This window comes from Nakamurella multipartita DSM 44233, from assembly GCF_000024365.1.
Classification (GTDB): domain Bacteria; phylum Actinomycetota; class Actinomycetes; order Mycobacteriales; family Nakamurellaceae; genus Nakamurella; species Nakamurella multipartita.
Map to the genome: position 1 here is coordinate 889,033 of NC_013235.1, position 25,162 is coordinate 914,194.

Genomic DNA, 25,162 nt, shown 5'->3' on the forward strand with positions numbered 1-25,162 from the left:
CACGCTTGGAGTGGCCGCGGTGCTGGCCGACTCGCAGATCCGGGATACCGGTGCGGAGTAGAGGAATGCCGGGGAAGGCATTCACAGCAACGACCTGGACGGCCGGAATCGGCCGGTCCTTCGACCACCCTACGTGACCGGGGGCGTCCTGCCGCCCACAGTCGGCAAGATCACCCCCGGTCCCGGTCGGGTCGGTCGGCTACTCGGCGGTGACCGCCCCGGCGAACTGCGCGTTGTACAGGTCCGCGTACGCTCCGCCGCGCTGCAACAGTTCGTCGTGCGTGCCCTGCTGCACGATCGCGCCCGATTCCATCACCAGGATCAGGTCGGCATCGCGGATCGTGGACAGCCGGTGGGCGATGACGAAGCTGGTCCGATCGGCCCGCAGCGCGGCCATCGCGTGCTGCACCAGCACCTCGGTGCGGGTGTCCACCGAGCTGGTCGCCTCATCCAGGATGAGCAGGGCGGGGTCGGCCAGGAACGCCCGGGCGATGGTCAGCAGCTGCTTCTCGCCGGCCGAGATGTTGCTGCCCTCGTCGTCGATGAGCGTGTCGTAGCCGTCCGGCAGGGAGTGCACGAACCGGTCGACGTAGGTCGCCCGGGCCGCCTGCAGGATTTCCTCCTCGCTGGCGTCCGGCCGGCCGTAGGCGATGTTGTCCCGGATGGTGCCGGCGAACAGCCAGGTGTCCTGCAGCACCATGCCGATCCGGGACCGCAGATCCGCCCGGGTCATCGCCGAGATGTCCACCCCGTCCAGGGTGATCCGGCCGGAGTCCAGCTCGTAGAACCGCATGATCAGGTTGACCAGGGTGGTCTTACCGGCCCCGGTCGGCCCCACGATGGCGACCGTCTGGCCGGGCGCGGCCACCAGTGACAGGTCGTCGATCAGCGGCTTGTCCGGCACGTAGCGGAACGAGACGTCCTCGAACTCGACCCGGCCGCGGGAGTCGTGCACGGTCAGTGGCGCGTCCGGATCGGGGGTCTGCTCCTCGGCGTCCAGGAACTCGAAGACCCGCTCGGCCGAGGCGATGCCCGACTGCAGCACGTTGGCCATCGACGCCAGCTGGGTCAGCGGCTGGGTGAACTGCCGCGAGTACTGGATGAACGCCTGCACGTCACCCAGCGACATGGTGCCCGAGGCCACGCGCAGGCCGCCGACGACGGCGATCGCCACGTAGGTCAGGTTCCCGATGAACATCATCGACGGCATGATCGTGCCCGAGATGAACTGGGCGCCGAAGCTGGCCCGGTACAGCTCGTCGTTCTTGGCGTCGAATGCCTTCTCGGCGTCGGCCTGCCGGCCGAACACCTTGACCAGGCTGTGCCCGGTGTAGGTCTCCTCGACCCGGGCGTTGAGCTCACCGGTGGAGCGCCACTGCACGATGAACTTGGGCTGCGACCGCTTGGCGATCTGCTGGGTCACGATCAGCGACAGCGGCACCGCGATCAGCGCCACCAGGGCCAGCAGCGGCGAGATGATCACCATCATCACCAGCACGCCGACCACCGTCAGCAGCGAGGTCAACGCCTGGGACAGGGTCTGCTGCAGCGTCTGGGAGATGTTGTCGATGTCGTTGGTGACCCGGGAGAGCACCTCGCCGCGCTGATGGCGGTCCAGGTAGCTCAGCGGCAGCCGGTTCAGCTTGTCCTCGATCTCGGACCGCAGCTCCAGGATGGTGCGCTGCACCACTCCGTTGAGGATGTAGCCCTGCAGGTAACCGAAGACGGACGACAGGATGTAGAGCGCCAGCACGATCATCAGCGTGCGGGCCAGGGCGGTGAAGTCGATGCCCACCCCCGGCACGACGTCCATCGCCGAGAGCATGTCCGCGAACGTGCTGTTGCCGGCCAGGCGGGCGCCCGCGATGGCCTGCTCCTTGGTGATGCCCGCGGGCAGCTGCCGACCGACGATGCCGTCGAAGATGATGTTGGTGGCGTTGCCCAGGATCTTCGGGCCGATCACCGCGAACATCACGCTGCCCACGCCGAGCAGGAAGACCAGGACCAGCCCCACCTGCTCGCCGCGCATCCGGCGCAACAGCCGCCGCAGCGAGGGGCCGAAGTTCAGCGACTTCTCGGCCGGCATGCCCATCCCGCCGAACATCGGGCCGCCCCCACCGGGACCGCGCCGGGGCGGCGGACCGAACGCCGGCCGCTCCGGCGCGGCGCCACCGGCGGGTGCCGTCTTCTCGGCCGTCATGCGGTCACCTCCGCGGCGAGCTGGGACTGCACGATCTCCACGAAGGTCGGGCAGGAGGTCATCAACTCGTCGTACCGGCCGATACCGACCGCCCGGCCGTCCTCCAGGACGACGATCTGGTCGGCGTCGGCGATGGTGGAGACCCGCTGCGCGACGATGATCACCGTTCGGTCGGTGGTCAGCGGGCGCAGGGCCGCGCGTAACCGGGCATCGGTGGCCAGGTCGAGGGCGGAGAACGAGTCGTCGAACAGGTAGATCTGGGGATCGGCGACCAGGGCCCGGGCGATGGCCAGCCGCTGGCGTTGCCCGCCGGAGACGTTGGTGCCGCCCTGGGTGATCGGCGATTCCAGCCCCTCGGGCATGGCGGCCACGAAGTCCATCGCCTGGGCGATCGTCAGCGCGTGCCACAGCTGCTCGTCGGTGGCGTCCGGGTTGCCGTAGCGCAGGTTGGACGCGACGGTGCCGCTGAACAGGAACGGTTTCTGCGGGACCAACCCGATGCGGTCCCAGAGTTCCTCCGGGTCGAAGTCACGCACGTCCACCCCGTCGACCCGCACCGCGCCGCCGGTGGCGTCGAACAGGCGCGGGATCAGCGAGAGCAACGTGGTCTTGCCGGCGCCGGTGGAACCGATGATCGCGGTGGTGGTCCCCGGGCGGGCGGTCAGCGAGATGCCGCACAGCACCGGGTCGCTGGCCCCCGGGTAGATGAAGTCGACCTGGTCGAGGACGACCTCGCCCTCCCGCCGGTCCGGCACGACCGCGCGGGTCGGCGGCCGCACCGACGACTCGGTGTTCAGCACCGCGCTGATCCGGTCCGCGCTGACCGCGGCGCGCGGCACCATGACCACCATGAAGGTCGCCATCATCACCGAGAACAGGATCTGCATCAGGTAGTTCAGGAACGCGATGAGCGCGCCGATCTCGATGTCGCCCTGATCCACCCGGTGCGCCCCGAACCACAGCACCGCCACGCTGGAGACGTTGACCACCAGCATGACCACCGGGAACATCAGCGCCATCAGCCGGCCCGCGCGCAGCGCGCTGTCGGTCAGCTCGGCGTTGGCCTGGGCGAACCGCTTGGTCTCCAGCGGTTCCCGGACGAAGGCCCGGACCACCCGGACGCCGGCGATCTGCTCGCGCAGCACCCGGTTCACCACGTCCAGCCGGGCCTGCATCCGGCGGAAGTGCGGGATCATCCGCACGACGATCAACCCGATGGCGATCACCAGCACCGGGATGCACACGACCAGCAGCCAGGACAGCCCGAGATCGGTGCGGATGGCCATGAAGATGCCGCCGATGCACATGATCGGGGCCGCGACCATCAGGGTGCAGGTCATCAGCACCAGCATCTGCACCTGCTGCACGTCATTGGTGTTGCGGGTGATCAGCGACGGGGCCCCGAACAGGGCGACCTCGCGGTCGGAGAACGATCCGACCTGGTGGAACAGGGCGGCCCGCAGGTCGCGACCGAAGGCCATCGCGGTCCGGGCCCCGAAGAAGACGGCCACGATCGTGCAGACGATCTGCAGCACCGTGATCCCCAGCATGACGCCACCGGTGGAGACGATGAAGGCGGTGTCGCCCTTGGCCACGCCGTCGTCGATGATCTCGGCGTTCAGCGCCGGCAGGTAGAGGTTGGCGATGGTGGCGATGAGCTGGAACAGCACCACGATCAGCAGCGGACCGGTGTAGGGGCGCAGGTGGGTGCGCAGAAGATTGAGCAGCATCACAACACTCCGACTTGTTCGGCGGCGGATTCCCATCGGTGGATCGGGGACTCGGTTGCCTGCGGGTGGGGGCCGACCCCGATGCCGTGCAGCAGCAGGTCGACGATCTGGTCGGTGGGTAGCGGGTTCCCGTCGGTGATCGCAGGGTGCACCGCCGAGAAGGTGACCAGCCGGAACATCCGGGCGGCCTCCAGCGGCGGCAGGCGGAGCCGGTGGCGATGCGGCAGCAGCAGCTCGGCCACCGCGTCGTTGGCCGCGGTCATGTCCGGGCGCGCCGACGGGGCGTACTTGGACTGCTCGTCCCCGCTGCCCGGCGGCCCGACCCAGCGCAGCATCCACACGATCCGCCAGACGCTGGCCAGCCGCTGACGCATCGACTCGACCGCATCGGCCAGGACGTGCTCGAGCGGCCGATCAGGATCGATGCTGCGCAGGTCGTCGACGAACGGGGTGGGGTCGAGCACCTTCTCCACGACGGCGCGGATCACCGCGTCCTTGTCCGGGAAGACCCGGAAGATCGTGCCCTCGGCGATCCCGGCCGCCTCGGCGATCTCCCGGGTGGTGACGGTGGCGCCGTGGTCGCAGACCAACGGGATCGCCGCGGCGACGATCGCCGAGCGGCGTTCCTCGGGGGGCAGGGGCGCGGCCCGCCCAGGGGGAGCTGGCATGGCGCCAACCTAGCTGAGTGAGTACTCACTCAGCAATGGCTTTTGATCGCCGGCGAAATCCTGCGCGCCGAATGACCCCCGGACGAATAGGATCATTCGGTCAGGTGGGGTGCACGTCATCGGCCGGGGGGACTCTGCCGTTGAGCCGGTTCGGGCCGCTGGTCCGCCGATCCGGAAAAGCCCGCCCGGCTCGACCACGCGCACACCGGAGGAGTCGCCGATGGCAGCCATGGAACTGCCGGCCCGGGCGGACGCCTCCGACCTGGATCAGGCCCTGCCGCGGCAGCGCACGGGCGGGCGGGCGCGGCCGGCCCTGCGGCTGATCCTGTTCGATCTGGGCGACACCCTGGAAAGCGGCGAGCAGTTGCGACCCGGCGCCCTGACAACCCTGCGGGCGATCGAGAAGCTGGGCGACGTCGCGCACGTGGCCCTGCTTTCCGATGTCGAGCAGCCGGCCTCGGCGCGGGACGAATCGCGGATCCGCCACGAATACGAGGAGCTGCTGGGCCGGCTGGGCATCCGGGCGTTCTTCGAGCCACTGGCCCGCTGGATCACCCTGTCCAGCGAGGTCGGCGTGCGCAAGCCGGCGCCGGCCACCTTTCGGCGGGCGATGCGCAAGGCGGGCGCCGACCTCGGCTTCGGCGACGTCATGTTCATCACCGAGAACGAGGGTCATGTCCGGCGGGCCCGGGAGCTCGGCATGCGGGCCGTCCAGGTCCCCGGGCCCGGCGGTCCCGCGGCCGGGGCGGACATCACCGGGCTGGAGGAGTTGATCGGTGTCGTCGAGCAGTTCGTCAGTGGCCGGGAGGGCGAGGGCCCCGCGGCGGCCACCGGTGAACAGGACGGGGCGACGATCCACCTTGCGGTGCTCGCCCCGGCCGGCGCTTCGGACGAGGCCGGTGGCTCGATCGGGCACCGGGTGCGCCTGGGGGCGCTGTCGGTCCAGATCGATACCGAACCGATCGGCACCGACTTGATCGACACCGAACTCACTGGTCCCCAGGCTTCCTCCGACGCGCGCGGGGCGCCGCGGTCCCTGGACCGGTTGCACCTGGTGGTGCAGAACGGCCGCACCTTCCAGCAGGAGCACCCGGACGTGCCGGTGCTGGCGGACCAGGGCCGCTACCTCGTCGTCGACCTCGACCCGGCAATCGCGCGCGAGCTGGACGGCCCCGATCAGGTCTGTTTCAGCGTGCTGCCCCTGCCGCTGAACACGACTGTCTTCGCCCGGGCGGTGGCGGAGCCGGTGGCCGAGCAGCCGTGGATCCGGGAGCTGGTCGACCGGGTGGCGGCGGGGCGATTCCGGATGGATCTGGACAAGCTGGTCGCCTTCGGCAGCCGGTATTCCACGAGCAGCGCCTACCGGGCCGCGGCCACCGCCACCCGCGACGAACTGGCCGCCCAGGGCTACGCGGCCGTCCTGGTCCCGATCTCGGTGCAGGGTCGGCAGTCGTGGAACGTCGTCGCCGACCACCCGGGCAGCGGGCCGCAGCCCCGCCCGGTGGTGCTGGTGACGGCCCACCTGGACTCGATCAACCTGGCCGGCGGCCCGCAGGCCATGGCGCCCGGCGCCGACGACAACGCGTCCGGATGTGCCGGCCTGCTCACCTTCGCCCGGGTGTTCGGCACCCACCCGGGGGCGGCCGACCTGCGGTTGATCCTGTTCGGCGGGGAGGAGCAGGGCTTGTTCGGCAGCCGCCAGTACGTGGCCGGGCTCGATCCGGCCGAGCGTGCCCGGATCGCGGCCGTGGTCAACATGGACATGATCGGCACGCTGACCACGCAGCGGCCGACCGTGCTGATCGAGGGCGCCGCGGTGTCCCGGCCGGTGATGGACGGCTTGAGCGCGGCCGCCGCGACCTACACCAGCCTGATCGTGCAGACCAGCCTGCACCCGTACAACAGCGACCACGTGCCGTTCCTGGACGCCGCGATCCCGGCCGTGCTGACGATCGAGGGGGCGGACGGCGCCAACGACCGGGTGCACACCGACCAGGACCTGGCCCGGTTCGTCGACGACGAGCTGGCCGTGCAGATCCTGCGGATGAACGTGGCCTTCGTCGCCGAGCAGCTGGGCCGGGCCGGTGACCCCGGCTAACCCCGGCTGAATTCGGTCAGCGATCCCGGTTCAGATAGCGCATGACGGCCAGCACCCGCCGGTGCTCATCCGGGTCCGGCGGCAGGTCCAGCGTCTGGAAGATCAATGCGATGCTGCGGGCAACCGCTTTCTCGGTCACCACCAGCTCGCGGGCGATCCGCGCGTTGCTGTAGCCCTGGGCCATCAGGCCCAGCACCTCCAGGCGGCGCGGGGTCAACGCGGCGATGCCGTCGTCGCGACGGTCGCGCACCTCTCGGTGCACCATCGCCGAGATGACCTCCGGGTCGATCGCGCTGCCGCCGGCGGCCACCCGCTGCACCGAATCGATGAAGTCGTCCAGCTTCATCACCCGCCGTTTGAGCAGGTACCCGACGCCGGCCGCGCCGTCGCCGAGCAACTCGACGGCGCCGGCGGTGTCGACGTGCTGGGACAGCACGATCACCGCGGTGCCCGGGTGGGCCCGGCGGATCTGCCGGGCCGCGACCAGCCCTTCGTCGGTGAAGTCCGGCGGCATCCGGATGTCGGTGACGACCAGGTCGGGGCGGTGCGCGGCCACCTTGCCGATCAGCTCGTCCCGGCTGCCGGCCAGCGCGACGACGTCATAGCCCTCGTCGGCCAGGATGCGGGCAATGCCCTCGCGCAGCAGCACCTCGTCCTCGGCGATGATCACGCGCATGCGAACTCCGCCCGCAGGATCGACCCCCGGGCGGGTCCCGGTGCCAGCGTCACCGTACCGCCGAGGGCGGCCACCCGGTCCTGCAGGCCGCGCAGGCCGAACCCGGGCGTCGGGTGCTCGCCGGGGCCGCGCCCGTCGTCGCTGACGGTGATCGCCAGCCGGTCGCCGCGCACGGCCACATCGACCGAGATAGCTTGCGCTCCGGCATGTTTGACGGCATTGGTCAGGCCCTCGGCGACCACGAAGTACCCGGTGGACTCGACCTCGGCGGGCAGCCGGCCGATGGTGGGGTCGACGTGCAGGGCCACCGGGATCGGCACCCGCTCGGTCAGCGCGGCGACGCCGGCCGGCAGGCCCCGCTCGGCCAGGGTGGCCGGCATGATGCCGTGCACCAGGTCCCGCAGGTCGTCGAGCAGGTGGCGCAGCTGCTCGCTGATCGTCTCGGCCAGTGGCGCGACGAAGTCGGCGTCCCCGGCGCGGCGACCGATCCGTTGGGCCTCGATGCCCAGCAGCACGATCCGCTGCTGGGGACCGTCGTGCAGATCGCGGGCGATCCGCCGTCGCTCGGCGTCGGCGGCCACCACGATGCGCCGGCGGGATTCGCGCACCTGCTCGACCGCGGCATCCAGATCCCGGACCGCGGCCCGCAGGTCGACCACCAACCGCCGGTTGTCGATGGCCAGGGCCAGCGGTCCGGAGGTGGTCGCCATCAGGCCGGTGTCGGCGATCAGCGACCGGTCGTAGGACAGCCCGCCCACCGGTGCGCCGGCCGGCCCGATCGGCCACCAGCCGCGATCCGGCCCGTCGACCGGATCCCGCACGGCGCCGCCGCTGTCGACCAGGGCCGGACCGGCGGTCCACAGCACCCGGGCGCTGCGATCGCCCAGCGCCCGCACCACCAACTCGTCCAACCTGGTCGGATCGGCCGATGCCTGCGCGATGCCGTGGGCGAGCTCCTCCAGCTCGCCGGCCCGGCCGAAGGCGCCGGCCAGCAGCCCGACGACGAACGCGGCCGGCAGGATCGCCACGGCGGCCACCTGGACCAGGGTGGCCAGGTCGGCGACCGCCGGTGCGGGATCGGCGTGCAGCACGAACAGCGTGCCGACCACGATCGCCAGCATCACGCAGCCGGCGCCGATGAACGGGGCCAGCTGCCGGCGCAGCACCGGTGGTGACCCGGCCAGGCGCCGGCTGACCAGCACGAACGCCGAGATCAGCACGATCAGTCCGAGCCCGGCCTGCACCGTCCAGAGCACGCTCGACGCGGCCGGCGGGATCACCCGCTGCGGGTACTGCAGGACCAGGGCGATCACGTAGCCGGCGCCGGCCGTGACCCGTGCCGCCCGGCCGGCCAGCCGCCCGGACGGGTAGGCCAGCAGCAGGTGGATCAGCAGCGCCAGCGGGAGCGACTCGGCCAGCTCGCCCAGGACGCGCAGCGCGGGCACTGCGTCGTCGTTCATCCCGCCGACCAGCAGGGCCGCCGCGGTGGCCACCATCAACCGCCCGGTGCGGTTGTGCGGACGCCGTCGCCAGGCGATCAGGCCGGTGACCGTGAAGGCGGTGACCGCCACCGCGTCCAGCACGGACGCGGCGGTGACGGTCGAGAGGGACGGGACGGCGAGCTCGACGAACACCAGGGCCCCCATCAGGGTGCCGACGGCCAGCAGCGCGTCGCGCAGCGAGGTCCCCGGATGCGGCCGGGTGGCGTCCGGGGCCAACGGATCAACGGACATTGCCACAGGATCGCAGCCCGACTGTGGTGCAGGCACCACACCGGTTGTGGCGTGCGGACCATCGAAGGCCGGGCGCTCGAATCCTATTGTTTTCTTATCACCAGCGAGGAAATGGAAGCCGGAAACGAAATCCGCATCCGTTCCTCGACACCAACCAATTCCCGGGGCGGGACCGCTCGCCCCGACACGAAAGGACAGAGGTTATGAAGACCATCGACGAACGCGGTTCCGGCACCCGGATCGCGCTGCGGGTGCTCACGCCGGTGCTGATCGCCGGCGCGTTCGCCGGCCTGGCCGGGGCGACCGAGGTGGCCGCCGCGACGGCCCCGCCGGCGGCCGTCAAGGCCGCATCCGCCCACCTCACACAGGGTTTCGATCTGCGGAACCTGTCCAGTCACACCATCACGCTGACCGGGATCGACGGGGCCGGGAAGGCCGACGGCGCGCCGCGCATCGGCAGCGTGCTGCGGCCCGGCGACGCGATCCACTACGAGAAGGTGTTCTGGTTCGGCAATACCCCCAAGACCATTCTCACCTTCAACGAATCCGGATCCGACGGCTCCGTCAGGGTGTTCCAGATCGAATTGTGGGTCGACTCCTTCCTGAACAGCCCGAGCATCATGATGCCGGGCAGTGACGGGCGCATCGGTGACATCGAGGTGCAGGGCCTGGGGTACACCGCCAAGAGCGTGTCCTTCGTGGACAGGTTCGGCAGCGCCCCGATCGAGGTGCCGGCCGCCGACAAGCAGCGGCAGGCCGATCTGCTGAACCGGCTCTGCGCCGACGGGTTGGCCTCCTGCACGTTCCGGACGACCTCGACCGAACCCGGTGCGGTGCTGGTCGACCGCAAGCACTCGGAGGTGAACCTGCTCGATGCGGCCTATCCGTTGACCATCACCGACGGCTTCACCTTCACCGCGGCGACCAACGTGGAGGCCTCGGTGAGCGGCAAGGTCACCCTCTTCGGGTTGGTCGACACCACCCTGTCGGCCAAGTACGGCAAGTCCTGGAGCGAGGCCAACACCGGCACGGTCAGCCGGACCATCCCGGTCAAGCCGGGCTACCGCGGCTACATCGAGCTGCAGCAACCGACCATCCGCCAGCACGGCGACTTCACCGTCACCATGGGCAACACCACCTGGATCCTGACCGGCGTCTACTTCGACATCCCGGACATGGCCCAGCACCGAGACGTGGTGGTCGGCCAGGAGAAGTACGTCGGCTGAACCCCGCCCGGGCACCTCCCGATCACCCGTCGGGGGGTGCCCGGTCTACGTTTCGTCACGATCGGAAACAAAAGGCGTTCCTGAGTATCGGGCTCGTCAGGTCTCGGGTTTACTGTGATCCGCGTTCGTGATTGGAACCATTTCTGCGGACCTAGGCGAGGCTGACCATGAGCACTGACGGTTCGGAACAGGTGAGTGCCCAGGGGCACCACCACCCGCAACAGGAGAAGGGTCTGGCCAGCGGATCGGTCGGCCTGCTCGGCGGCACCATCCTCGGCATCTCCAGCGTCGCCCCCGCCTACACCCTGACGGCGACCATCGGCCTGGTGGCGGCGGTCGCCGGGGTCAAGATCCCGATCATCTTCATCGCCGGGTTCATTCCGATGTTCTTCGCCGCGTACGCCTATCGCGAGTTCAACCGGGTCGACCCGGACTGCGGGACCTCGTTCACCTGGACCACGCGGGCCTTCGGGCCGTACGTCGGCTGGCTCGGCGGCTGGGTGGCCATCCTGGCCACGATCATCGTGCTGGCCAACCTGGCCGCGATCGGCGTCCAATTCTTCTATCAACTGCTGGGCAGCATCTTCAACAATCCCGATCTCGGCGATCTGTGGACGAACAAGCTGGTCAATGTCGGCACCTGCCTGGCCTTCCTGGCCATGGCCACGGCGGTGGCCTACCGCGGCATCACCACCACCGAGAAGGTGCAGTTCGTGCTGGTCTTCTTCCAGCTCGCGGTGCTGCTGTTGTTCGCCGTCATGGCGTTCACCCAGGCCGGCGGCCCCGACGATCCCGACGGTCTGGCCTTCTCCTGGGATTGGTTCAACCCGTTTACCGGGCTGACCCTGTCGGCGTTCGTGGCCGGCCTGGGCGCGTCCATCTTCTCCTTCTGGGGATGGGACACCGCGCTCACCGTGAACGAGGAATCCAAGGACTCGGACAAGACCCCCGGTCGGGCCGCCCTGCTGTGCGTGGTCTCCATCCTGCTGACGTACCTGCTGGTCTCGATCTCGGCCCTGATGTACGCCGGTGACGGCACCGAGGGGTTGGGCCTGGGCAACGAGGAGATCTCCGACAACGTCTTCGGTGCGCTGGCCGAGCCGGTGATGGGCTCGCCGTGGAGCAACCTGCTGTTCCTGGCCGTGCTGGCCTCCTCCGCGGCCAGCCTGATGACCACGTTCCTGCCGACCACCCGCACCATGCTGGGCATGGCCACCTACCGCGCGTTGCCGGCCCGGTTCGCCAGCATCCACCCGAGGTTCAAGACCCCCGGGTTCAACACGATCGTCGCCGGCTGCATCGCCGGGGCCTTCTACACGGCCCTGTACCTGGTCTCCGAGGCGGTCCTCACCGACACCATCCTCTCGCTGGGCCTGATGATCTGCTTCTACTACGGCCTGACCGCCATCGGCTGCGTCTGGTTCTTCCGGGCCGAGCTGTTCACCAGCTTCAACAACGTGATCTTCAAGTTCCTGCTGCCGCTGGTCGGTGGCCTGGGTCTGTGGTTCGTCTTCTTCGTGACCCTCAAGGACAGTGCCGACCCGGACTACGACGGCACCGGGGTCAGCATCTTCGGGCTCGGCGTGGTGTTCGTGCTCGGCCTGGGCATGATCCTGCTGGGTGTCGTGGTCATGCTGATCATGCGGGCGCGGCAGCCCGCGTTCTTCCAGGGCAAGACGCTCAACCGGAATACGCAGACGCTGATCATCCCGGAGTAGCCTGCCGGAGCCACCTTGACACCGTTGTCAGAAGGGACTCCGCCCATGGGTACAGCGAGCTACGAGCAGGTTGAACCGCAGGACGTCGGCGTGAGCGCGCCGTATCTGGCCAATATCGACCGGCTGCAGCAGCGGTACCTGGCCGAGGATGCCTACCAGGGGTCGGTCGTGCTGGTCGCCCGGCACGGAAAGCTCTGCTACTTCAAGGCGTTCGGCAAGGCCGACGAGGTCGACGGCGAGGTCGTGCCGATGGCCACGGACAGCATCTTCCGGCTCGCCTCGATGTCCAAGGTGGTGGCCGCGGTCGCCGTCATGCAGCTGTTCGAGCAGGGCCGGATCGCGCTGCACGAGCCGATCTCGACCTACCTGCCGGCGTTCGCCAACCCCAAGGTGGCCGTGGTCAAGGACTGGCAGGTCACCCAGCTGGCCTCGGCCGACCGGGAGATCACCATCCACGATCTGTTGTCGATGACCGCCGGGATGACGAACACCTGGTGGTACCGGATGTTCGAGCCGCCGGTGTACGGGGTGGTGCCCCAGCTGTACAAGGACGCCGGACTGATGGACGACCTGAACGCGCCGCCCATCACGCTGGAGTCGAACATCGAGATCCTGGCCCAGCAGCCGCTGATCGCCCAGCCCGGGACCATGTTCGACTACTCCAACAACAGCGTGGACACCCTGTGCCGGATGGTCGAGGTGGTCTCCGGGCAGGACTTCGACAGCTACCTGCGCGAGCACATCTTCACCCCGCTGGGCATGCACGAGACCTGGTTCTTCCCGCCGGCCTCCGAGCATCACCGGATCGCCGCGGTCTACTGGGGCGGGCGGGACGAGAAGCAAACCGAAGGCTCGCCGCTGGGGCACGGGTTGCTCGGCCCGCAGTACACCTTCAGCGAGCATCAGAGTTATTTCAGCGGGGCCGGCGGGCTGCACGGCACCACCGCCGACTACTTCCGCTTCGCCCAGATGTTGCTGGGCCGCGGCGAGCTGGACGGGGTCCGGGTGCTCAGCCCGTCGTCGGTGGCCCTGATGACGACCAACCAGATCGGCGACCTGCGGAACTGGCAGCTGACCCAGAACAAGTGGGGCTACATGCTCGACATCCAGGAGGGCGTCAACGCCCCAGCCGGGTCGCTGCACTACCTGGGTGGGCCGGGCGCCTACAGCTGGCAGGGCTTCTTCTCCACCAAGTTCGTCAACAATCCCGCACAGGACACGGTGATCCTGACCATGAGCACGCCCGGGTTCGACGGGGCGCTGCCGCACAACCTGCGCATCGTGGCCGCGGCCGCGGCGGCGGTGCTGGACTGACGACCGTCGCGGGCCGCCTGGCTCGGCCGGTTCAGGCGGCCCGCGGTGCGTACATGATGACGGCGACGCCGACCAGGCAGACGGCCGCGCCGATCAGGTCCCAGCGGTCGGGTCGGAACTTGTCCACGACCATGCCCCAGACCAGTGACCCGGCGACGAAGACTCCGCCGTAGGCGGCCAGGATGCGACCGAAGTTCGCGTCCGGCTGCAGGGTTGCGACGAAGCCGTACAGACCCAGTGCGATCACCCCGGCCCCCACCCAGAGCAACCCGCGATGCTCCCGGACCCCCTGCCAGATGAGCCAGGCACCGCCGATCTCGGCGACGGCGGCCAGCACGAACAGGGCGATCGATCGGGCGACGGTCACGGCTGCCGACGCTAGCCGGGGCCGGGTCCCGAGGGTGGCCCGGGTCGGCTCGGCGGCCGCCGTCGGGGGCACTGTCGGAGGTGACCCGCACAATGGGCGGCGTGACCACCGCCAGACCGGAGCCGGCCGGACCCGGGACGTCGGACGCTCTGAGTCGGTTCCATCCGCTGGTGCGGGACTGGTTCACCGGCGCGTTTGCCGACCCGACGCCGGCGCAGACCGGCGCGTGGGATGCCATCGGCCGGGGTGAGCACACCCTGGTGGTCGCGCCGACCGGCTCGGGCAAGACCCTGGCCGCGTTCCTGTCCTCGATCGACGAGCTGGTCACCGCCCGGCTGGCCGGGGCCGAGCTGCCGGCCTGCACCGTGCTCTACCTGTCTCCGCTCAAGGCGCTGGCCGTGGACGTCGAACGCAACCTGCGGGCGCCACTGGCCGGCCTGCGCGGCCTGGCCACCGCCCGCGGCGTCGCACTCCCCGAGGTCTCGGTGGCGGTCCGCTCCGGGGACACCTCGTCCCAGGACCGGCGGGCCTTCGCCCGCGACGGCGCCGACATCCTCATCACCACCCCGGAGTCGCTGTTCCTGCTGCTGACCAGCCGGGCCCGGGAGATGCTGGCCGGGGTCCGGACGGTGATCATCGACGAGATCCACGCCGTGGCCGGCACCAAACGCGGCGCCCATCTGGCCGTCTCCCTGGACCGGTTGGACGCCTTGCTGGATCGGCCGGCCCAGCGGGTCGGGCTGTCCGCGACCGTCCGCCCGGTGCAGGAGGTGGCCCGGTTCCTGACCGGTGGCCGGCCCGTGCAGGTGGTGCAGCCGCCCTCGACCAAGCAGATCGACGTGGACGTGGTGGTGCCCGTCCCGGACATGAGCGCGATGGGTCAGGTCACCGACGACCTGACCGGCAAGGCGGCCGGGGAGGTCAACCGCAGCTCGATCTGGCCGCACGTGGAGGAACGGGTGGTCGACCTGATCGAGTCGCACCGCTCGACCATCGTGTTCGCCAACTCGCGGCGGCTGGCCGAACGGCTGACCGCCCGGCTCAACGAGATCCACGCCGAAAGGCAAGGTGAGCGTCAGCTGCGCGAGGACGCCGAGCGGCTGGGTTCGCCGGCCCAGGCGATCGCCCAGTCCGGGGCCTCATGGGGGGCGCCGTCGGTGCTGGCCAAGGCCCATCACGGCTCGGTGTCGCGGGAGCAGCGGGCCCTGGTCGAGGACGAGCTCAAGACCGGCCGGCTGCCGGCGGTGGTGGCCACCTCGTCGTTGGAACTGGGCATCGACATGGGCGCGGTCGATCTGGTGGTGCAGGTGGAGTCGCCGCCGTCGGTGGCCAGCGGCCTGCAGCGGATCGGCCGGGCCGGGCACCAGGTGGGGGCGCCCAGCCACGGCGTCATGTTCCCCAAGTTCCGCGGCGATCTGATCTCGGCCGCCGTCGTCGCCGGCCGGATGCAGTCCGGGGCGATCGAGTCGCTGGCCACCATCGCCAACCCGCTGGACATCGCCGCCCAGCAGATCGTCGCGATCTGCGCGATGGATCCCATCGCCGTGGACGACCTGCACGACCTGCTCCGCCGGTCCGCGCCGTTCGCCGCGCTCGGCCGGGGCGCCCTGGAGGCGGTGCTGGACATGCTCTCCGGCCGGTACCCGAGCGAGCAGTTCGCCGAGTTGCGCCCGCGGATCACCTGGGACCGGACCACCGGCCTGCTCACCGGACGGCAGGGCGCGCAGAAGCTGGCCGTCACCTCGGGCGGCACCATCCCGGACCGGGGCTTGTTCGGGGTGTTCCTGGCCACCGAGGGCGGTCCGGGCGGCGCCGGACGCCGGGTGGGTGAGCTGGACGAGGAGATGGTCTACGAGTCGCGGGTGGGCGACGTGTTCGCGCTCGGGTCCAGTTCGTGGCGCATCGTGGACATCACCCGCGACCAGGTTCTGGTGCTACCCGCCCCCGGGTTGCCCGGCCGGCTGCCGTTCTGGAAGGGCGACAGCCTGGGCCGGCCGGCCGAACTCGGGCGCGCGCACGGCGAGTTCGTCCGCTCGCTGGTCTCCGCGGCCGCCCCGGCCGCCCAGGATCAGCTGACCGAGATCGGCCTGGACGAGTTCGCCCGGTCCAACCTGCTGGACTACCTGGCCGAGCAGAAGCAGGCCACCGGGCTGGTGCCGGACGAGAAGACGCTGGTCGTCGAACGTTTCCGGGACGAGCTGGGGGACTGGCGGATCGTGCTGCACTCGCCGTACGGCGCGGCCGTGCACGCCCCGTGGGCGCTGGTCGTCGGCGCCCGGATGCGCGAACGCTACGGCGTGGACGTGGCCGCGATGCACGCCGACGACGGCATCGTGCTGCGGTTGCCCGACGTGGAGTACGAGGACGGACCACCGGACTTCACCGAATTCCTGGCCCTGGACCCACAGACCGTCGAGGCCGACATCACCGCCGAGATCGGCGGCGCCGCGGTGTTCGCGGCCCGGTTCCGGGAGTGCGCGGCCCGCGCCCTGCTGCTGCCGCGGCGGCAGGTCGGCAAGCGGCAGCCGTTGTGGCAGCAGCGGCAACGGGCCAGCCAGCTGCTCGAGGTGGCCTCGGCCTACCCGTCGTTCCCGATCGTCGCCGAGGCCGTGCGCGAGTGCCTGTCCGACGTCTTCGACGTGCCCGCGCTGATCGGCCTGCTGCGGGACCTGCAGGCGCGGTCGGTGCGGATCGTCGAGGTCACCACCAGCTCACCGTCGCCGTTCGCGTCCTCGCTGATGTTCGGCTACGTCGCCCAGTTCCTCTACGAGGGCGACTCACCGCTGGCCGAACGGCGGGCCGCCGCGCTGACCGTCGACCCCACCCTGCTGGCCGAACTGCTCGGCCATGGCGACGGGCTGGCCCTGCGGGACCTGCTGGACCCGAACGCGCTGGCCTCGGTCGAGGCCGAGCTGCAGCGCCTGGCCGATGAGCGCCGAGCCCGCAACCCCGACGAGATTGCCGATCTGCTGCGCATTCTCGGTCCGCTGAGCACGGCCGAGATCGATCTGCGGTCGGAACTGCCGGACCTGGCCGGGGTGCTGGACGGGCTGCTGGCCGCCCGGCGGATCATGCCGGTGCGCATCGCCGGGCAGCAGCATTGGGCCGACCCGACCGACGCGGCGATGCTGCGCGACGCGCTGGGCACGCCGCTGCCCGCCGGGGTGGCCGAGTCGCTGCTGGAACCGGTCGAGGACCCGCTGGGCCGGCTGCTGCGCCGGTACGCCCGCACCCACGGTCCGTTCCTGGCGTCGGAGGCGGCCACCCGGTTCGGCCTCGGGGTGGCGGTGGTCACCGACGCGGTGCGCCGGCTGACCGCGTCCGGGCGGGTGGCCGAGGGCGAGTTCCGGCCGCTGGGTGCGGCGGGCGGCGGCGACGCCGGGCCCGAGTTCGTCGACGCCGAGGTGCTCCGGTTACTGCGCCGCCGCTCGCTGGCCGCGCTGCGGGCCGAGGTCGAACCGGTGGACAAGCGAGCCTTCGCCCGGTTCCTGCCGGCCTGGAACGGGATCGGGCAGCGCCGGGCGGAGCTTCGCGGGGTCGACGGCCTGCTGCGGGCCGTGGAACAGCTGGCCGGGGCGGTGGTGCCGGCGTCCGCGCTGGAGTCGCTGGTGCTGCCGGCCCGGGTCGCCGACTACCGGCCGTCCCTGCTCGACGAGGTGATGACCACCGGAGAAGTGCTCTGGACCGGGCACGGGTCGCTGGCCGGGGACGACGGCTGGGTCGCCCTGCACCTGGCCGAGTCCGCGCCGTTGACCATCCCGTTGCCGGCCGCCGACGCGGTGGCGCCCGACGGCGAGCTGCACCGCGCCGTGCTGGAGGTGCTGGCCGGCGGGGGCGGCTACTTCTTCCGCCAGCTCGCCGATGCCGTGCGCGCGGTGACCGGTCCCGGTCCGGAGGGCGACGTGGCCGATGCGCTCTGGGAGCTGGTCTTCGCCGGGCTCGTCTCCTCGGACACGCTGGCCCCCTTGCGGGCCAGGCTGACCGGCGGCCGGACCACACACAAGCCGAAGGCGGCCGCCCCGCGCGCGCGGATGCGCGGGCCGTCGGGGCTGGCCATGCTCTCCGGCCAGTTGCGGGCCGGGCAGAACGGGGCCGGCGGGGCGCGGCGCGGGGTCCCGCCGTCGGTGGTCGGCCGCTGGTCGTTGGCCCCCGAGGTGGAACGGGACACCACCGTGCGCACCCATGCCGCCGCCGAGGTGCTGCTGGACCGGCACGGCGTGGTCACCCGTGGCGCGGTCGTGGCCGAAGGGGTGCCGGGCGGGTTCGCCGCCGTCTATCGGGTGCTGTCCGCGATGGAGGAGACCGGGCGGATCCGGCGGGGCTACTTCGTGGAGGGGCTGGGAGCGGCCCAGTTCGCCACCGCCGGCGCGGTCGACCGGGTCCGTGGGTACGCCCAGGCGCCCGACACCGACCGCGACGTGGGGATCGCGGTCGTGCTGGCCGCGGCCGATCCGGCCAACCCGTACGGTGCGGCCCTGGACTGGCCCGACCCGGTCGCCGCCGACCACGACGCGCACCGGCCCTCACGGCGGGCCGGCGCACTGACGGTGCTGGTCGACGGGCAGGCGGCGCTGTTCGCCGAGCGGGGTGGGCGGACCATGCTCAGCTTCACCGACGACCCGTCCGTGCTGGCGGCGGCCGCCGCGGTGCTGGCCGATCAGGTGCGCTTGGGGCGGATCTCGTCGATGACCGTGACCAAGATCGACGGCGCCGACACCCTGGCCGACCGCGGCCCGGTGATGCAGGCGCTCACCGAGTCCGGCTTCTCGGTCACCCCGCGCGGGCTGCGGCTGCGCAGCGCCCCCCGATGACCGGTCCGCGCCGCCCACCCGGGCACCTTTCGGGGCGAGCCATGGATGGGTGCCGTCATGCCCGAGGGTGACACGGTGCTGCGGACCGCTCGCCGGTTGCACCAGGCCTTGGCTGGCCGGGAGCTGGTGCGAGCCGAGCTGCGCTGGCCGTCGCTGGGGGAGGCCGACCTGGCCGGTCGCACCGTGACCGAGGTCGCCGCCTACGGCAAGCACATCCTGACCCGGATCGCGGCCGCCGACCCGGCCGCGCCCGGCCCGCGCCGGCCGACCGTGCCGGCGGTGCCGCTCACCCTGCGCTCGCACCTGCGGATGGAGGGCCGGTGGTACGTGCACGCTCGCGACGCCGAACCGTGGCCGTCGCCCGGCCGGGCCAGTGTGCGAGCGGTGCTCGGCGGCGCGCAGTGGACGGCGGTCGGCACCTGGCTCGGCCTGCTCGACCTGGTCCCGACCGAGGGTGGGGAGCGCGAGCTGATCGGTCATCTGGGCCCGGACATCATGGCCGACGGGTTCGACCCGCAGGTCGCGGCGGACCGGCTGCTGGTGGTCCCGGAGCGCGAGGTCGGCGCCGTGCTGCTGGACCAGACCACGGTCGCCGGGATCGGCACCATGTACATGGCCGAAGCGCTGTTCGTGCAGAAGGTCTCGCCCTGGACGCCGGTCGCCGAGGTGGACGTGCCGGCGCTGCTGGCCACCGCGCGGCGGCAGTTGCTGCGCGGGGCGGCCCAGGCCGTGCCCAGCACCACCGGCAACCCCCGCCGCGGGATGCAGACCTTCGTGCACGGGCGGTCCGGCCGGCCGTGCCAGCGATGCGGCGGCACCGTGCGGGTGGCCGAGATCGGTCCGGTCGACAAGCGGCGGCCGGCGTTCTACTGCCCGGCCTGCCAACCCGGGCCCACCCCGACCGACAGCGGGCGACCGCAAAAGCCGCTCGGCGCCAACCCGGCCTACCGGGAGTTCCGGCGGCCCAACGGGTACCGGCGCTGATCGGGACGGTCCGGATCAGGCGGACCGGCGGCGCAGCAGCACCACCGCCACGGCCACCAGCCACCCGCTCCACACGACGTAGCCGACGAAGTTGGCCAGCCCGGCCAGGGGCACCTCGATCGGCTCCACGGTGCCCACCGCGATCAGTGCGGCGGCGACCAGGCCGGCCGCGGTCAGGACCCGGTTCAGCAGGGTCGCGCGCAGCCCCAGGCAGACCAACACGGTCCAGGCGGCGGTCAGCGCGTAGCCGATCGTCTCGCCGACGATCGTGCCCAGGACGAGGTTGAGGGAATCGAAGGTCGCCGCGGCGCCGGCATCGGGGTTGGCGTCGGCCAGGAACGGGACCACCAGCGGCCAGCGCAGCAGGCCGATGACCTGCACCACCGCGGCGGCGATCCCGACCACCCGGGAGGCGCGCAGCGCGCGTCCGGTGCCCAGTCGCGCGACCGCGACGGCGATCGGGGCCAGCAGCGCCGCGCCCGCGGCCAACAGCAGGAACAGGGCGCCGATGACCCAGGGGTTCTCGTGGAACCGCACGAGCACGTCCGCGGGGGGCTGGTTGAGCACGTCGGGGTAGTCGAACACCGAGCCCAGGCCCAAGAAGGCCAGGTTGACGGTGACCGCCCCGGCGACGAGCAGGGCGGCGGTGCGGCGCGGGGCGCTCACCGGGGGCCGGGCGGAGATCGGGGCGGCGGAACGGAGGGCGGTCATGTCGAGCCTTTCTGTACGGTGTACAAATTATGTACGGCGTACAGTATTGCCGACACGCGCCGACGTCAAGGGGTCAATCGACGGGGATGGCTCAGGATGGTCGGGCCGGCCGACGCGCCGGGCCGGGAGGGAGCGTGGGTGAGTCCAGTCGAAGGCGATGCGGCCGCCGCCGGGTCGGCGTCGCGCCGGCGGCCCGGTCCGCGCCGCAGTCTGGATCGGACCAAGGTGCTCGATGCCGCCGTCGGGCTGCTGGACGAGGGCGGGCCGGAGGCGCTGTCCATCCGGGCCGTGGCCGGGCGGCTGGGAGTCAATCCGAACGCGGTCTACACCTACGTGGCCAGCCGGTCTGCGTTGGAACGCGAGATCGTCGAGCGGGTCTTCGCCGAGTCCGAGCTGGAACTGCTGACCGGGCCGGCGCCGCGGTGGCGAAGCCGGCTGGTGAGCTACACCCGGTCGTTGCGGTCGGTGCTGCTGCGCCATCCGGCGGTGGCCGGACTTTTGATGACCGCACCGATGGACGGCCCGTCGGCGGTGCTGATCGGAGAGCGGGTCCTCGGGGCGCTGCGCGATGCCGGGCTGGCGCCCGACGACGCCGCTCGCGGCACCTACGCGCTGATCGTGCAGGTGGTGGGGTTCGTCGCGCTGGAGGTGGCCGAGACGGACGGTCGGCCGCCGTTGGCCCCCGAGGCCGAGCGGATCGCCGCCCGGCGGGCCGCGCTGGAATTCCTGGACCCGGCGGACTGGCCCCTGTCGGCGGCGACCCGGGACGTCGCCGCGGGATGGATCTCCACCGACCAGTTCGACTGGTCGGTGGAGCGACTGCTGGACGGTCTGGTCCAGCGGGCGGGCTGACTCAGCCGTCGACCGGCTCGAGGGTCAGCGACACCCCGTTGATGCAGTAGCGGTCGTTGGTCGGGGTCGGGTAGCCCTCGCCGCTGAAGACGTGGCCCAGGTGGGAGCCGCAGGTCGCGCAGCGCACCTCGGTGCGGGTCGTGAACATCGAGCGGTCCTCGATCAGCTCGACCCGGTCCGCGGCCAGCGGGGTGTAGAAGGCCGGCCAGCCGCAGTGCGCGTCGAACTTGTGCTCGCTGCGGAACAGCTCGCTGCCGCAACCGCGACAGCGGTACACGCCGACCGTCTCGTCGGTCTCGTACGGGCTGGAGAACGGCCGCTCGGTGCCCGCCTGGCGCAGCACCTGGTACTCCTGCGGGCTGAGCTCGGCCCGCCACTGATCGTCGGACTTGGTGACGTCGTAGGTCTTGTCGGACTTCATGGGGTTGATTGTCATGCCTGGTGCAACACGGTGTCATCGGCGGGCGTTCCCCGCGGTGCTGACGGGTTCGTGACGCCGGCCCCCGGGTACGGTGCCCAGGAAGCGGCGGGCGCGCGAGGCGCGGCCGGGTCCGCGAGCGGAGGTGCGGCGTGGGCAGAAGCGCATCGGCCACGGTGTCGGTCGGCGAGCGGGACGTGCGGGTGTCCAGTCCGGATCGGGTCGTCTACGAGGCGACGGAACGGACCCCGGCGATCAGCAAACTGCAGGTGTGCGAGTACTTCGCCGCCGTCGGGGAGGTGATGCTGCGCAGCATCGGCCAGCGGCCCACCGCGATGGAACGCTGGCCGAGCGGGTGGCGCGAGGGGATGCGGCTGGCCACCGGGCCGCAGGATCGGGACGCCGACGGCTTCTACCAGAAGCGGTTGCCCAAGGGGGCGCCCGACTACATCGAGACCGTCACCATCACCTTCCCCAGCCGGCGCACCGCCGACGAGCTCTGCCCGACCGAACCGGCCGCCCTGGTGTGGGCGGCGCAGATGGGGGCGCTGACCTTCCATCCGTGGCCGGTGCGCCGGCCGGACGTCGACCATCCGGACGAGCTGCGGATCGACCTGGACCCGCAGCCGGGGACCTCCTTCGCCGACGCCAAGCGGGTCGCCGCGGTGGCTCGGGACCTGCTGGCCGAGCTGGGGTTGCGCGGCTACCCCAAGACCAGCGGCAACCGGGGCGTGCACATCTACGTCCGGATCGCTCCGCGGTGGACCTTCGACGAGGTGCGGCATGCCGCGATCGGGCTGGGCCGGGAACTGGAACGCCGCGACGGCGGGGTGACCACGGCCTGGTGGAAGGAGGAGCGCGGCACCCGGCTGTTCCTGGACTACAACCAGAACCTGCGGGACCGGACCATCGCCAGTGCCTGGAGCCTGCGCGCGCGGCCGGGCGCGCCGGTCAGTACCCCGGTGACCTGGGAACGGCTGGCGGAGATCGACGATCCGCGCGAGTTCAACCTGACGACCATCCCGCAGTACCTGACCGACGGTGACCCATGGGCCGACATGGACGATCAGGCCTACTCGCTCGACCCCTTGCTCGAGCTGTGGGAAACGTTGCCGGGCGGGGAATTGAACTGGCCGCCCGACTACCCCAAGCAGCAGGGCGAACCGCCCCGGGTGCAGCCGAGCAAGAAGGTGGCCGAGCACTGGGACGAGCACGGGAACCGCATCGAGCCCTGACCTCGGCCAGGACCACTCCGCCACGGGCCGCCCGACTCCACCACCGGGCACCCAACGCCCCGTCGACCGGGAGTGGAGTGCTCATGCGGGGAGTGGAGCCGGATGAGGTGGAGTGGGGTCGGCCGACGATCGGGCGGCCACGGACGGGCTGACTCACCGCCGCCGGTTGGCCGCCCAGGCGAAGCAGTAGACCCCGAACAGGGCCAGCCCGAAGGCTTTGAGCAGCAGCAGGATGCCTCCGGCCGGCGACAGGTTGAGCAGCCGGAACACCGTCTCCAGGCCGGGTGGACCGGTGCGTCCGTCGATGCCGACGATGATCATCAACGCGCCCACGATGCCGAACGTGATGCCTTTGCCGATGTAGCCGCCCTGGCCGACGATGATCACCGCAGGGTGGGCGCCGTCCTTCAGGTCCTCCAGGAAGCGCCGGCGCACGCCCCGGTAGATCGCCCGCACCGCCAGCACCACCAGCACGATCCCGGTGATCACGACGGCCACCCGCAACACGGCCTCCTCGAACGGGGTGGTCGTGTCGGTGGTCCGGCGTCCTTCCCGGGCCGCCCGCCCGGCCAATGCGACCCGGGCGGCGCTGATCCCCAGCGTCAGGTAGGCGGCGGCGCTGAACAGGGCACCGGTGCGACCGAACGCCTTGCCGACGGCGCGTTCGAGCGGGTTGCGCCGCCAGATCGCCTCGAACAGCTGCCACAGGGTCAGCGCGGCGAGCCCGAACGCCGTGATCCACAGCAGCACCTCGCCGAACACGGTCTGGGCCATCGCGGCCAGGGCGGCGTCCTGGGTGTCGCTGCCGCGCACGCCGGTCCAGGCGATCCGAACCGCGATCCCGGCGATGAGCAGGTGGACGAAGCCGTAGGTGACCAGTCCGACCCCGACGATCACGTCGAAGGTGCGGCTCTGATGCACCTGCCGGGTGCGTTGGGCGGCGGTGCGCAGGACCGCGGGCCGGCGGCGATCCGGGGCCGACGCCTCGGCCTCGGTCGTGCCCTCCGGCTCGCTCACTGATCCCCCCGCCGTGGTCGGCCGCGCCGGGAGCGTCCGGCGCGCCCACCATAGATCGTCCGCCGCCGGTTGGGGACGCCTCGGCGCGGCACTGTCGGACCGGTCGCCCACAATGACCGGATGGACGGTACGAGCATCCGGCAGGCGACCCGGTCGACCACCCGGTTCCTGGCCGGCACGGTCGAGCTGGGCTGGGATCGGCCGATCCCGGAGATGACCTGGTCGGTGCGCGAGGTGGTCGCGCACATCGGCGAGACGCTGCTCTGGTACGCCACCGATCTGGCCGGCGGGCCGGACGAGCTGAGCACCATGGACCTGCGGGTGCGGCCGACCGAGGAGCCGGCCCAGCTGATCGCGACGCTGGAGGTCTTCGGCTCGGTGCTGGCCCATGTCGTCGACGGAGTCACGCCCGGCCAGCGGGGCTTTCACCCCGACGGACTGGCCGACGCCACCGGTTTCGCGGCGATGGCCTGTGACGAACTGCTGGTGCACACCAGGGACGCCGCGCTCGGGCTCGGCCTGGACTACGAGCCCTCCGAGGTGCTCAGCCGGGCCGTCGTGCGGCGCCTGTTCCCGTGGGCTCCCGGCGACGTCGACCCGTGGGAGGCGTTGCTGTGGGCGAACGGCCGGATCGAGTTGCCCGGGCACCCGCGACTGGTCGGGTGGCACCGCCACGCGGCGCCTCTGACTGAGGGGCCAGGGGAATCGACACCGGAATCGGGATGGGAAGTGTGATGAGCAATTCAGCCGGCGTGGTCGTGGATGAGCTGCGGCAGGCGTGCGCGGGGATGCAGACCCTGGTGGACGGGGTGCGGCCGGCGCAATGGGGTGCGCCCACTCCCTGCTCGGAGTGGGACGCGCGGGCGCTGCTCAACCATGTGGTGTTCGGCAACCGGTCCTTCACCTCGATCCTGCACGGCGATCCGGCGCCCCCGCAGGAGCAGATCCGCACGATGCGCGACCGCGACTACCTGGGCGACGACCCGGCCGCCGCGTGGCGGGACAGTGCCGACGGGTTGCTGGCCGCGTTCACCGGCCCGGAGGTGCTCGGCCGGGAGTTCCGCTCACCGCTGGGCCCGCTGCCCGGTGCCGGCCTGGCCCGGCTTCGCATCACCGAGACTCTGGTGCACGGCTGGGATCTGGCCCGGGCGACCGGCCAGTCAGCGCCTTTCCCGCAGGAAATCGTGGAGGCGACCTTGAGTTTCACCCGGCGGCAACTGTCCGACGGGTCGGTGCGATCGGCCCTGCCGTTCGCCGCCGAACAGCCGGCGGCCGCGGACGCTCCACCCCTGGATCAGCTCGCGGCTCTGCTGGGTCGCGCCGTCGGATGACGGCTGACCCGTCTTCGACCGAGGTCATCCTGGCGGCGGTGGACGCCCAGCGCGAGGCTGATCTGGGCCGATG

General features: G+C 71.4%; 19 protein-coding genes. 10 read left to right on the forward strand and 9 right to left on the reverse strand.

Annotation, left to right across the window (positions count from 1 at the left end; translation table 11 throughout):
• Positions 1-199 precede the first annotated feature (199 nt).
• The 3 genes from NAMU_RS04025 to NAMU_RS04035 are packed head-to-tail and all read right to left on the reverse strand — an operon-like array spanning position 200 to position 4,598.
• Positions 200-2,200, reverse strand: coding sequence for an ABC transporter ATP-binding protein (locus NAMU_RS04025; RefSeq protein ID WP_015746133.1), 2,001 nt, complete (start codon positions 2,198-2,200; stop codon positions 200-202).
• Positions 2,197-3,930, reverse strand: coding sequence for an ABC transporter ATP-binding protein (locus NAMU_RS04030; protein ID WP_015746134.1), 1,734 nt, complete (start codon positions 3,928-3,930; stop codon positions 2,197-2,199). Before NAMU_RS04030 ends, NAMU_RS04025 begins: the two co-directional genes overlap by 4 nt.
• Positions 3,930-4,598 (reverse strand): TetR/AcrR family transcriptional regulator, encoded by a 669-nt coding sequence (locus NAMU_RS04035; RefSeq protein ID WP_015746135.1) that lies wholly within the window; start codon positions 4,596-4,598, stop codon positions 3,930-3,932. The genes NAMU_RS04030 and NAMU_RS04035 overlap by 1 nt, the downstream gene beginning before the upstream one ends.
• Positions 4,599-4,818: 220 nt before the next feature.
• On the opposite strand from NAMU_RS04035, the gene NAMU_RS27010 reads away from it, so the two are divergent.
• The gene (locus NAMU_RS27010) at positions 4,819-6,696 is read left to right on the forward strand and encodes a M28 family peptidase (protein WP_015746136.1); all 1,878 of its coding nucleotides are present in this window, start codon (positions 4,819-4,821) and stop codon (positions 6,694-6,696) included.
• Positions 6,697-6,712: 16 nt separating this feature from the next.
• Here the strand turns inward: NAMU_RS27010 and NAMU_RS04045 are convergent, their stop codons facing one another.
• Both NAMU_RS04045 and NAMU_RS04050 read right to left on the reverse strand, forming a co-directional pair.
• Positions 6,713-7,372 (reverse strand): response regulator transcription factor, encoded by a 660-nt coding sequence (locus NAMU_RS04045; RefSeq protein WP_015746137.1) that lies wholly within the window; start codon positions 7,370-7,372, stop codon positions 6,713-6,715.
• Entirely contained in the window at positions 7,363-9,105 is a 1,743-nt protein-coding gene (locus tag NAMU_RS04050; protein ID WP_015746138.1) for a sensor histidine kinase, read from the reverse strand. The genes NAMU_RS04045 and NAMU_RS04050 overlap by 10 nt, the downstream gene beginning before the upstream one ends.
• Positions 9,106-9,308: 203 nt before the next feature.
• Here NAMU_RS04050 and NAMU_RS04055 point away from each other — a divergent pair, with 203 nt between their 5' ends.
• From NAMU_RS04055 to NAMU_RS04065, 3 genes are all read left to right on the forward strand, one after another.
• Positions 9,309-10,331, forward strand: coding sequence for a hypothetical protein (locus NAMU_RS04055; protein WP_015746139.1), 1,023 nt, complete (start codon positions 9,309-9,311; stop codon positions 10,329-10,331).
• Positions 10,332-10,498: 167 nt separating this feature from the next.
• Positions 10,499-12,049, forward strand: coding sequence for an APC family permease (locus NAMU_RS04060; protein ID WP_015746140.1), 1,551 nt, complete (start codon positions 10,499-10,501; stop codon positions 12,047-12,049).
• Between the two features lie 45 nt (positions 12,050-12,094).
• Positions 12,095-13,363 carry a serine hydrolase domain-containing protein gene (locus NAMU_RS04065; RefSeq protein ID WP_015746141.1) on the forward strand — a complete coding sequence of 423 codons (1,269 nt, stop codon included), beginning with the start codon at positions 12,095-12,097 and terminating at the stop codon, positions 13,361-13,363.
• Positions 13,364-13,394: 31 nt separating this feature from the next.
• Here the strand turns inward: NAMU_RS04065 and NAMU_RS04070 are convergent, their stop codons facing one another.
• Positions 13,395-13,730: a YnfA family protein gene (locus NAMU_RS04070; RefSeq protein ID WP_015746142.1), complete on the reverse strand. Its 336-nt coding sequence runs from the start codon at positions 13,728-13,730 to the stop codon at positions 13,395-13,397.
• Between the two features lie 92 nt (positions 13,731-13,822).
• On the opposite strand from NAMU_RS04070, the gene NAMU_RS04075 reads away from it, so the two are divergent.
• Positions 13,823-18,541 (forward strand): ATP-dependent helicase, encoded by a 4,719-nt coding sequence (locus NAMU_RS04075; RefSeq protein WP_015746143.1) that lies wholly within the window; start codon positions 13,823-13,825, stop codon positions 18,539-18,541.
• Between the two features lie 57 nt (positions 18,542-18,598).
• Positions 18,599-19,525 (forward strand): DNA-formamidopyrimidine glycosylase family protein, encoded by a 927-nt coding sequence (locus tag NAMU_RS04080; protein ID WP_041369784.1) that lies wholly within the window; start codon positions 18,599-18,601, stop codon positions 19,523-19,525.
• A gap of 15 nt (positions 19,526-19,540) precedes the next feature.
• Here the strand turns inward: NAMU_RS04080 and NAMU_RS04085 are convergent, their stop codons facing one another.
• A complete protein-coding gene (locus NAMU_RS04085; RefSeq protein WP_015746145.1) occupies positions 19,541-20,236 on the reverse strand; it encodes a DUF4386 domain-containing protein in 696 nt (231 codons plus the stop codon).
• A 138-nt stretch (positions 20,237-20,374) separates the two neighbouring features.
• On the opposite strand from NAMU_RS04085, the gene NAMU_RS04090 reads away from it, so the two are divergent.
• On the forward strand, positions 20,375-21,088 hold the full coding sequence (locus NAMU_RS04090; RefSeq protein WP_015746146.1) for a TetR/AcrR family transcriptional regulator: 714 nt from the start codon (positions 20,375-20,377) through the stop codon (positions 21,086-21,088).
• A 1-nt stretch (position 21,089) separates the two neighbouring features.
• On the opposite strand, the gene msrB is transcribed toward NAMU_RS04090, so the two are convergent.
• Positions 21,090-21,509, reverse strand: a complete 420-nt coding sequence (msrB, locus tag NAMU_RS04095) for a peptide-methionine (R)-S-oxide reductase MsrB (protein WP_041368415.1) — start codon at positions 21,507-21,509, stop codon at positions 21,090-21,092.
• A 149-nt stretch (positions 21,510-21,658) separates the two neighbouring features.
• On the opposite strand from msrB, the gene NAMU_RS04100 reads away from it, so the two are divergent.
• On the forward strand, positions 21,659-22,741 hold the full coding sequence (locus NAMU_RS04100; protein WP_015746148.1) for a DNA polymerase domain-containing protein: 1,083 nt from the start codon (positions 21,659-21,661) through the stop codon (positions 22,739-22,741).
• A gap of 153 nt (positions 22,742-22,894) precedes the next feature.
• On the opposite strand, the gene NAMU_RS28050 is transcribed toward NAMU_RS04100, so the two are convergent.
• Positions 22,895-23,758 (reverse strand): DUF1206 domain-containing protein, encoded by an 864-nt coding sequence (locus NAMU_RS28050; RefSeq protein ID WP_015746149.1) that lies wholly within the window; start codon positions 23,756-23,758, stop codon positions 22,895-22,897.
• A 120-nt stretch (positions 23,759-23,878) separates the two neighbouring features.
• On the opposite strand from NAMU_RS28050, the gene NAMU_RS04110 reads away from it, so the two are divergent.
• A complete protein-coding gene (locus NAMU_RS04110; protein WP_015746150.1) occupies positions 23,879-24,493 on the forward strand; it encodes a maleylpyruvate isomerase N-terminal domain-containing protein in 615 nt (204 codons plus the stop codon).
• Positions 24,493-25,089, forward strand: a complete 597-nt coding sequence (locus NAMU_RS04115; RefSeq protein WP_015746151.1) for a TIGR03086 family metal-binding protein — start codon at positions 24,493-24,495, stop codon at positions 25,087-25,089. Before NAMU_RS04110 ends, NAMU_RS04115 begins: the two co-directional genes overlap by 1 nt.
• The last annotated feature ends 73 nt before the right edge of the window (positions 25,090-25,162 follow it).

Coding starts and splice junctions, on each gene's coding strand:
- NAMU_RS04045 (WP_015746137.1), bottom strand. CDS start 7,372: ATGCGCGTGATCATCGCCGAGGACGAGGTGCTGCTGCGCGAGGGCATT.
- NAMU_RS04060 (WP_015746140.1), top strand. CDS start 10,499: ATGAGCACTGACGGTTCGGAACAGGTGAGTGCCCAGGGGCACCACCAC.
- NAMU_RS04025 (WP_015746133.1), bottom strand. CDS start 2,200: ATGACGGCCGAGAAGACGGCACCCGCCGGTGGCGCCGCGCCGGAGCGG.
- NAMU_RS04115 (WP_015746151.1), top strand. CDS start 24,493: ATGAGCAATTCAGCCGGCGTGGTCGTGGATGAGCTGCGGCAGGCGTGC.
- NAMU_RS04055 (WP_015746139.1), top strand. CDS start 9,309: ATGAAGACCATCGACGAACGCGGTTCCGGCACCCGGATCGCGCTGCGG.
- NAMU_RS04050 (WP_015746138.1), bottom strand. CDS start 9,105: ATGTCCGTTGATCCGTTGGCCCCGGACGCCACCCGGCCGCATCCGGGG.
- NAMU_RS04110 (WP_015746150.1), top strand. CDS start 23,879: ATGGACGGTACGAGCATCCGGCAGGCGACCCGGTCGACCACCCGGTTC.
- NAMU_RS27010 (WP_015746136.1), top strand. CDS start 4,819: ATGGCAGCCATGGAACTGCCGGCCCGGGCGGACGCCTCCGACCTGGAT.
- NAMU_RS04030 (WP_015746134.1), bottom strand. CDS start 3,930: ATGCTGCTCAATCTTCTGCGCACCCACCTGCGCCCCTACACCGGTCCG.
- NAMU_RS04080 (WP_041369784.1), top strand. CDS start 18,599: ATGCCCGAGGGTGACACGGTGCTGCGGACCGCTCGCCGGTTGCACCAG.
- NAMU_RS04075 (WP_015746143.1), top strand. CDS start 13,823: ATGGGCGGCGTGACCACCGCCAGACCGGAGCCGGCCGGACCCGGGACG.
- NAMU_RS04065 (WP_015746141.1), top strand. CDS start 12,095: ATGGGTACAGCGAGCTACGAGCAGGTTGAACCGCAGGACGTCGGCGTG.
- NAMU_RS04035 (WP_015746135.1), bottom strand. CDS start 4,598: ATGCCAGCTCCCCCTGGGCGGGCCGCGCCCCTGCCCCCCGAGGAACGC.
- msrB (WP_041368415.1), bottom strand. CDS start 21,509: ATGAAGTCCGACAAGACCTACGACGTCACCAAGTCCGACGATCAGTGG.
- NAMU_RS04085 (WP_015746145.1), bottom strand. CDS start 20,236: ATGACCGCCCTCCGTTCCGCCGCCCCGATCTCCGCCCGGCCCCCGGTG.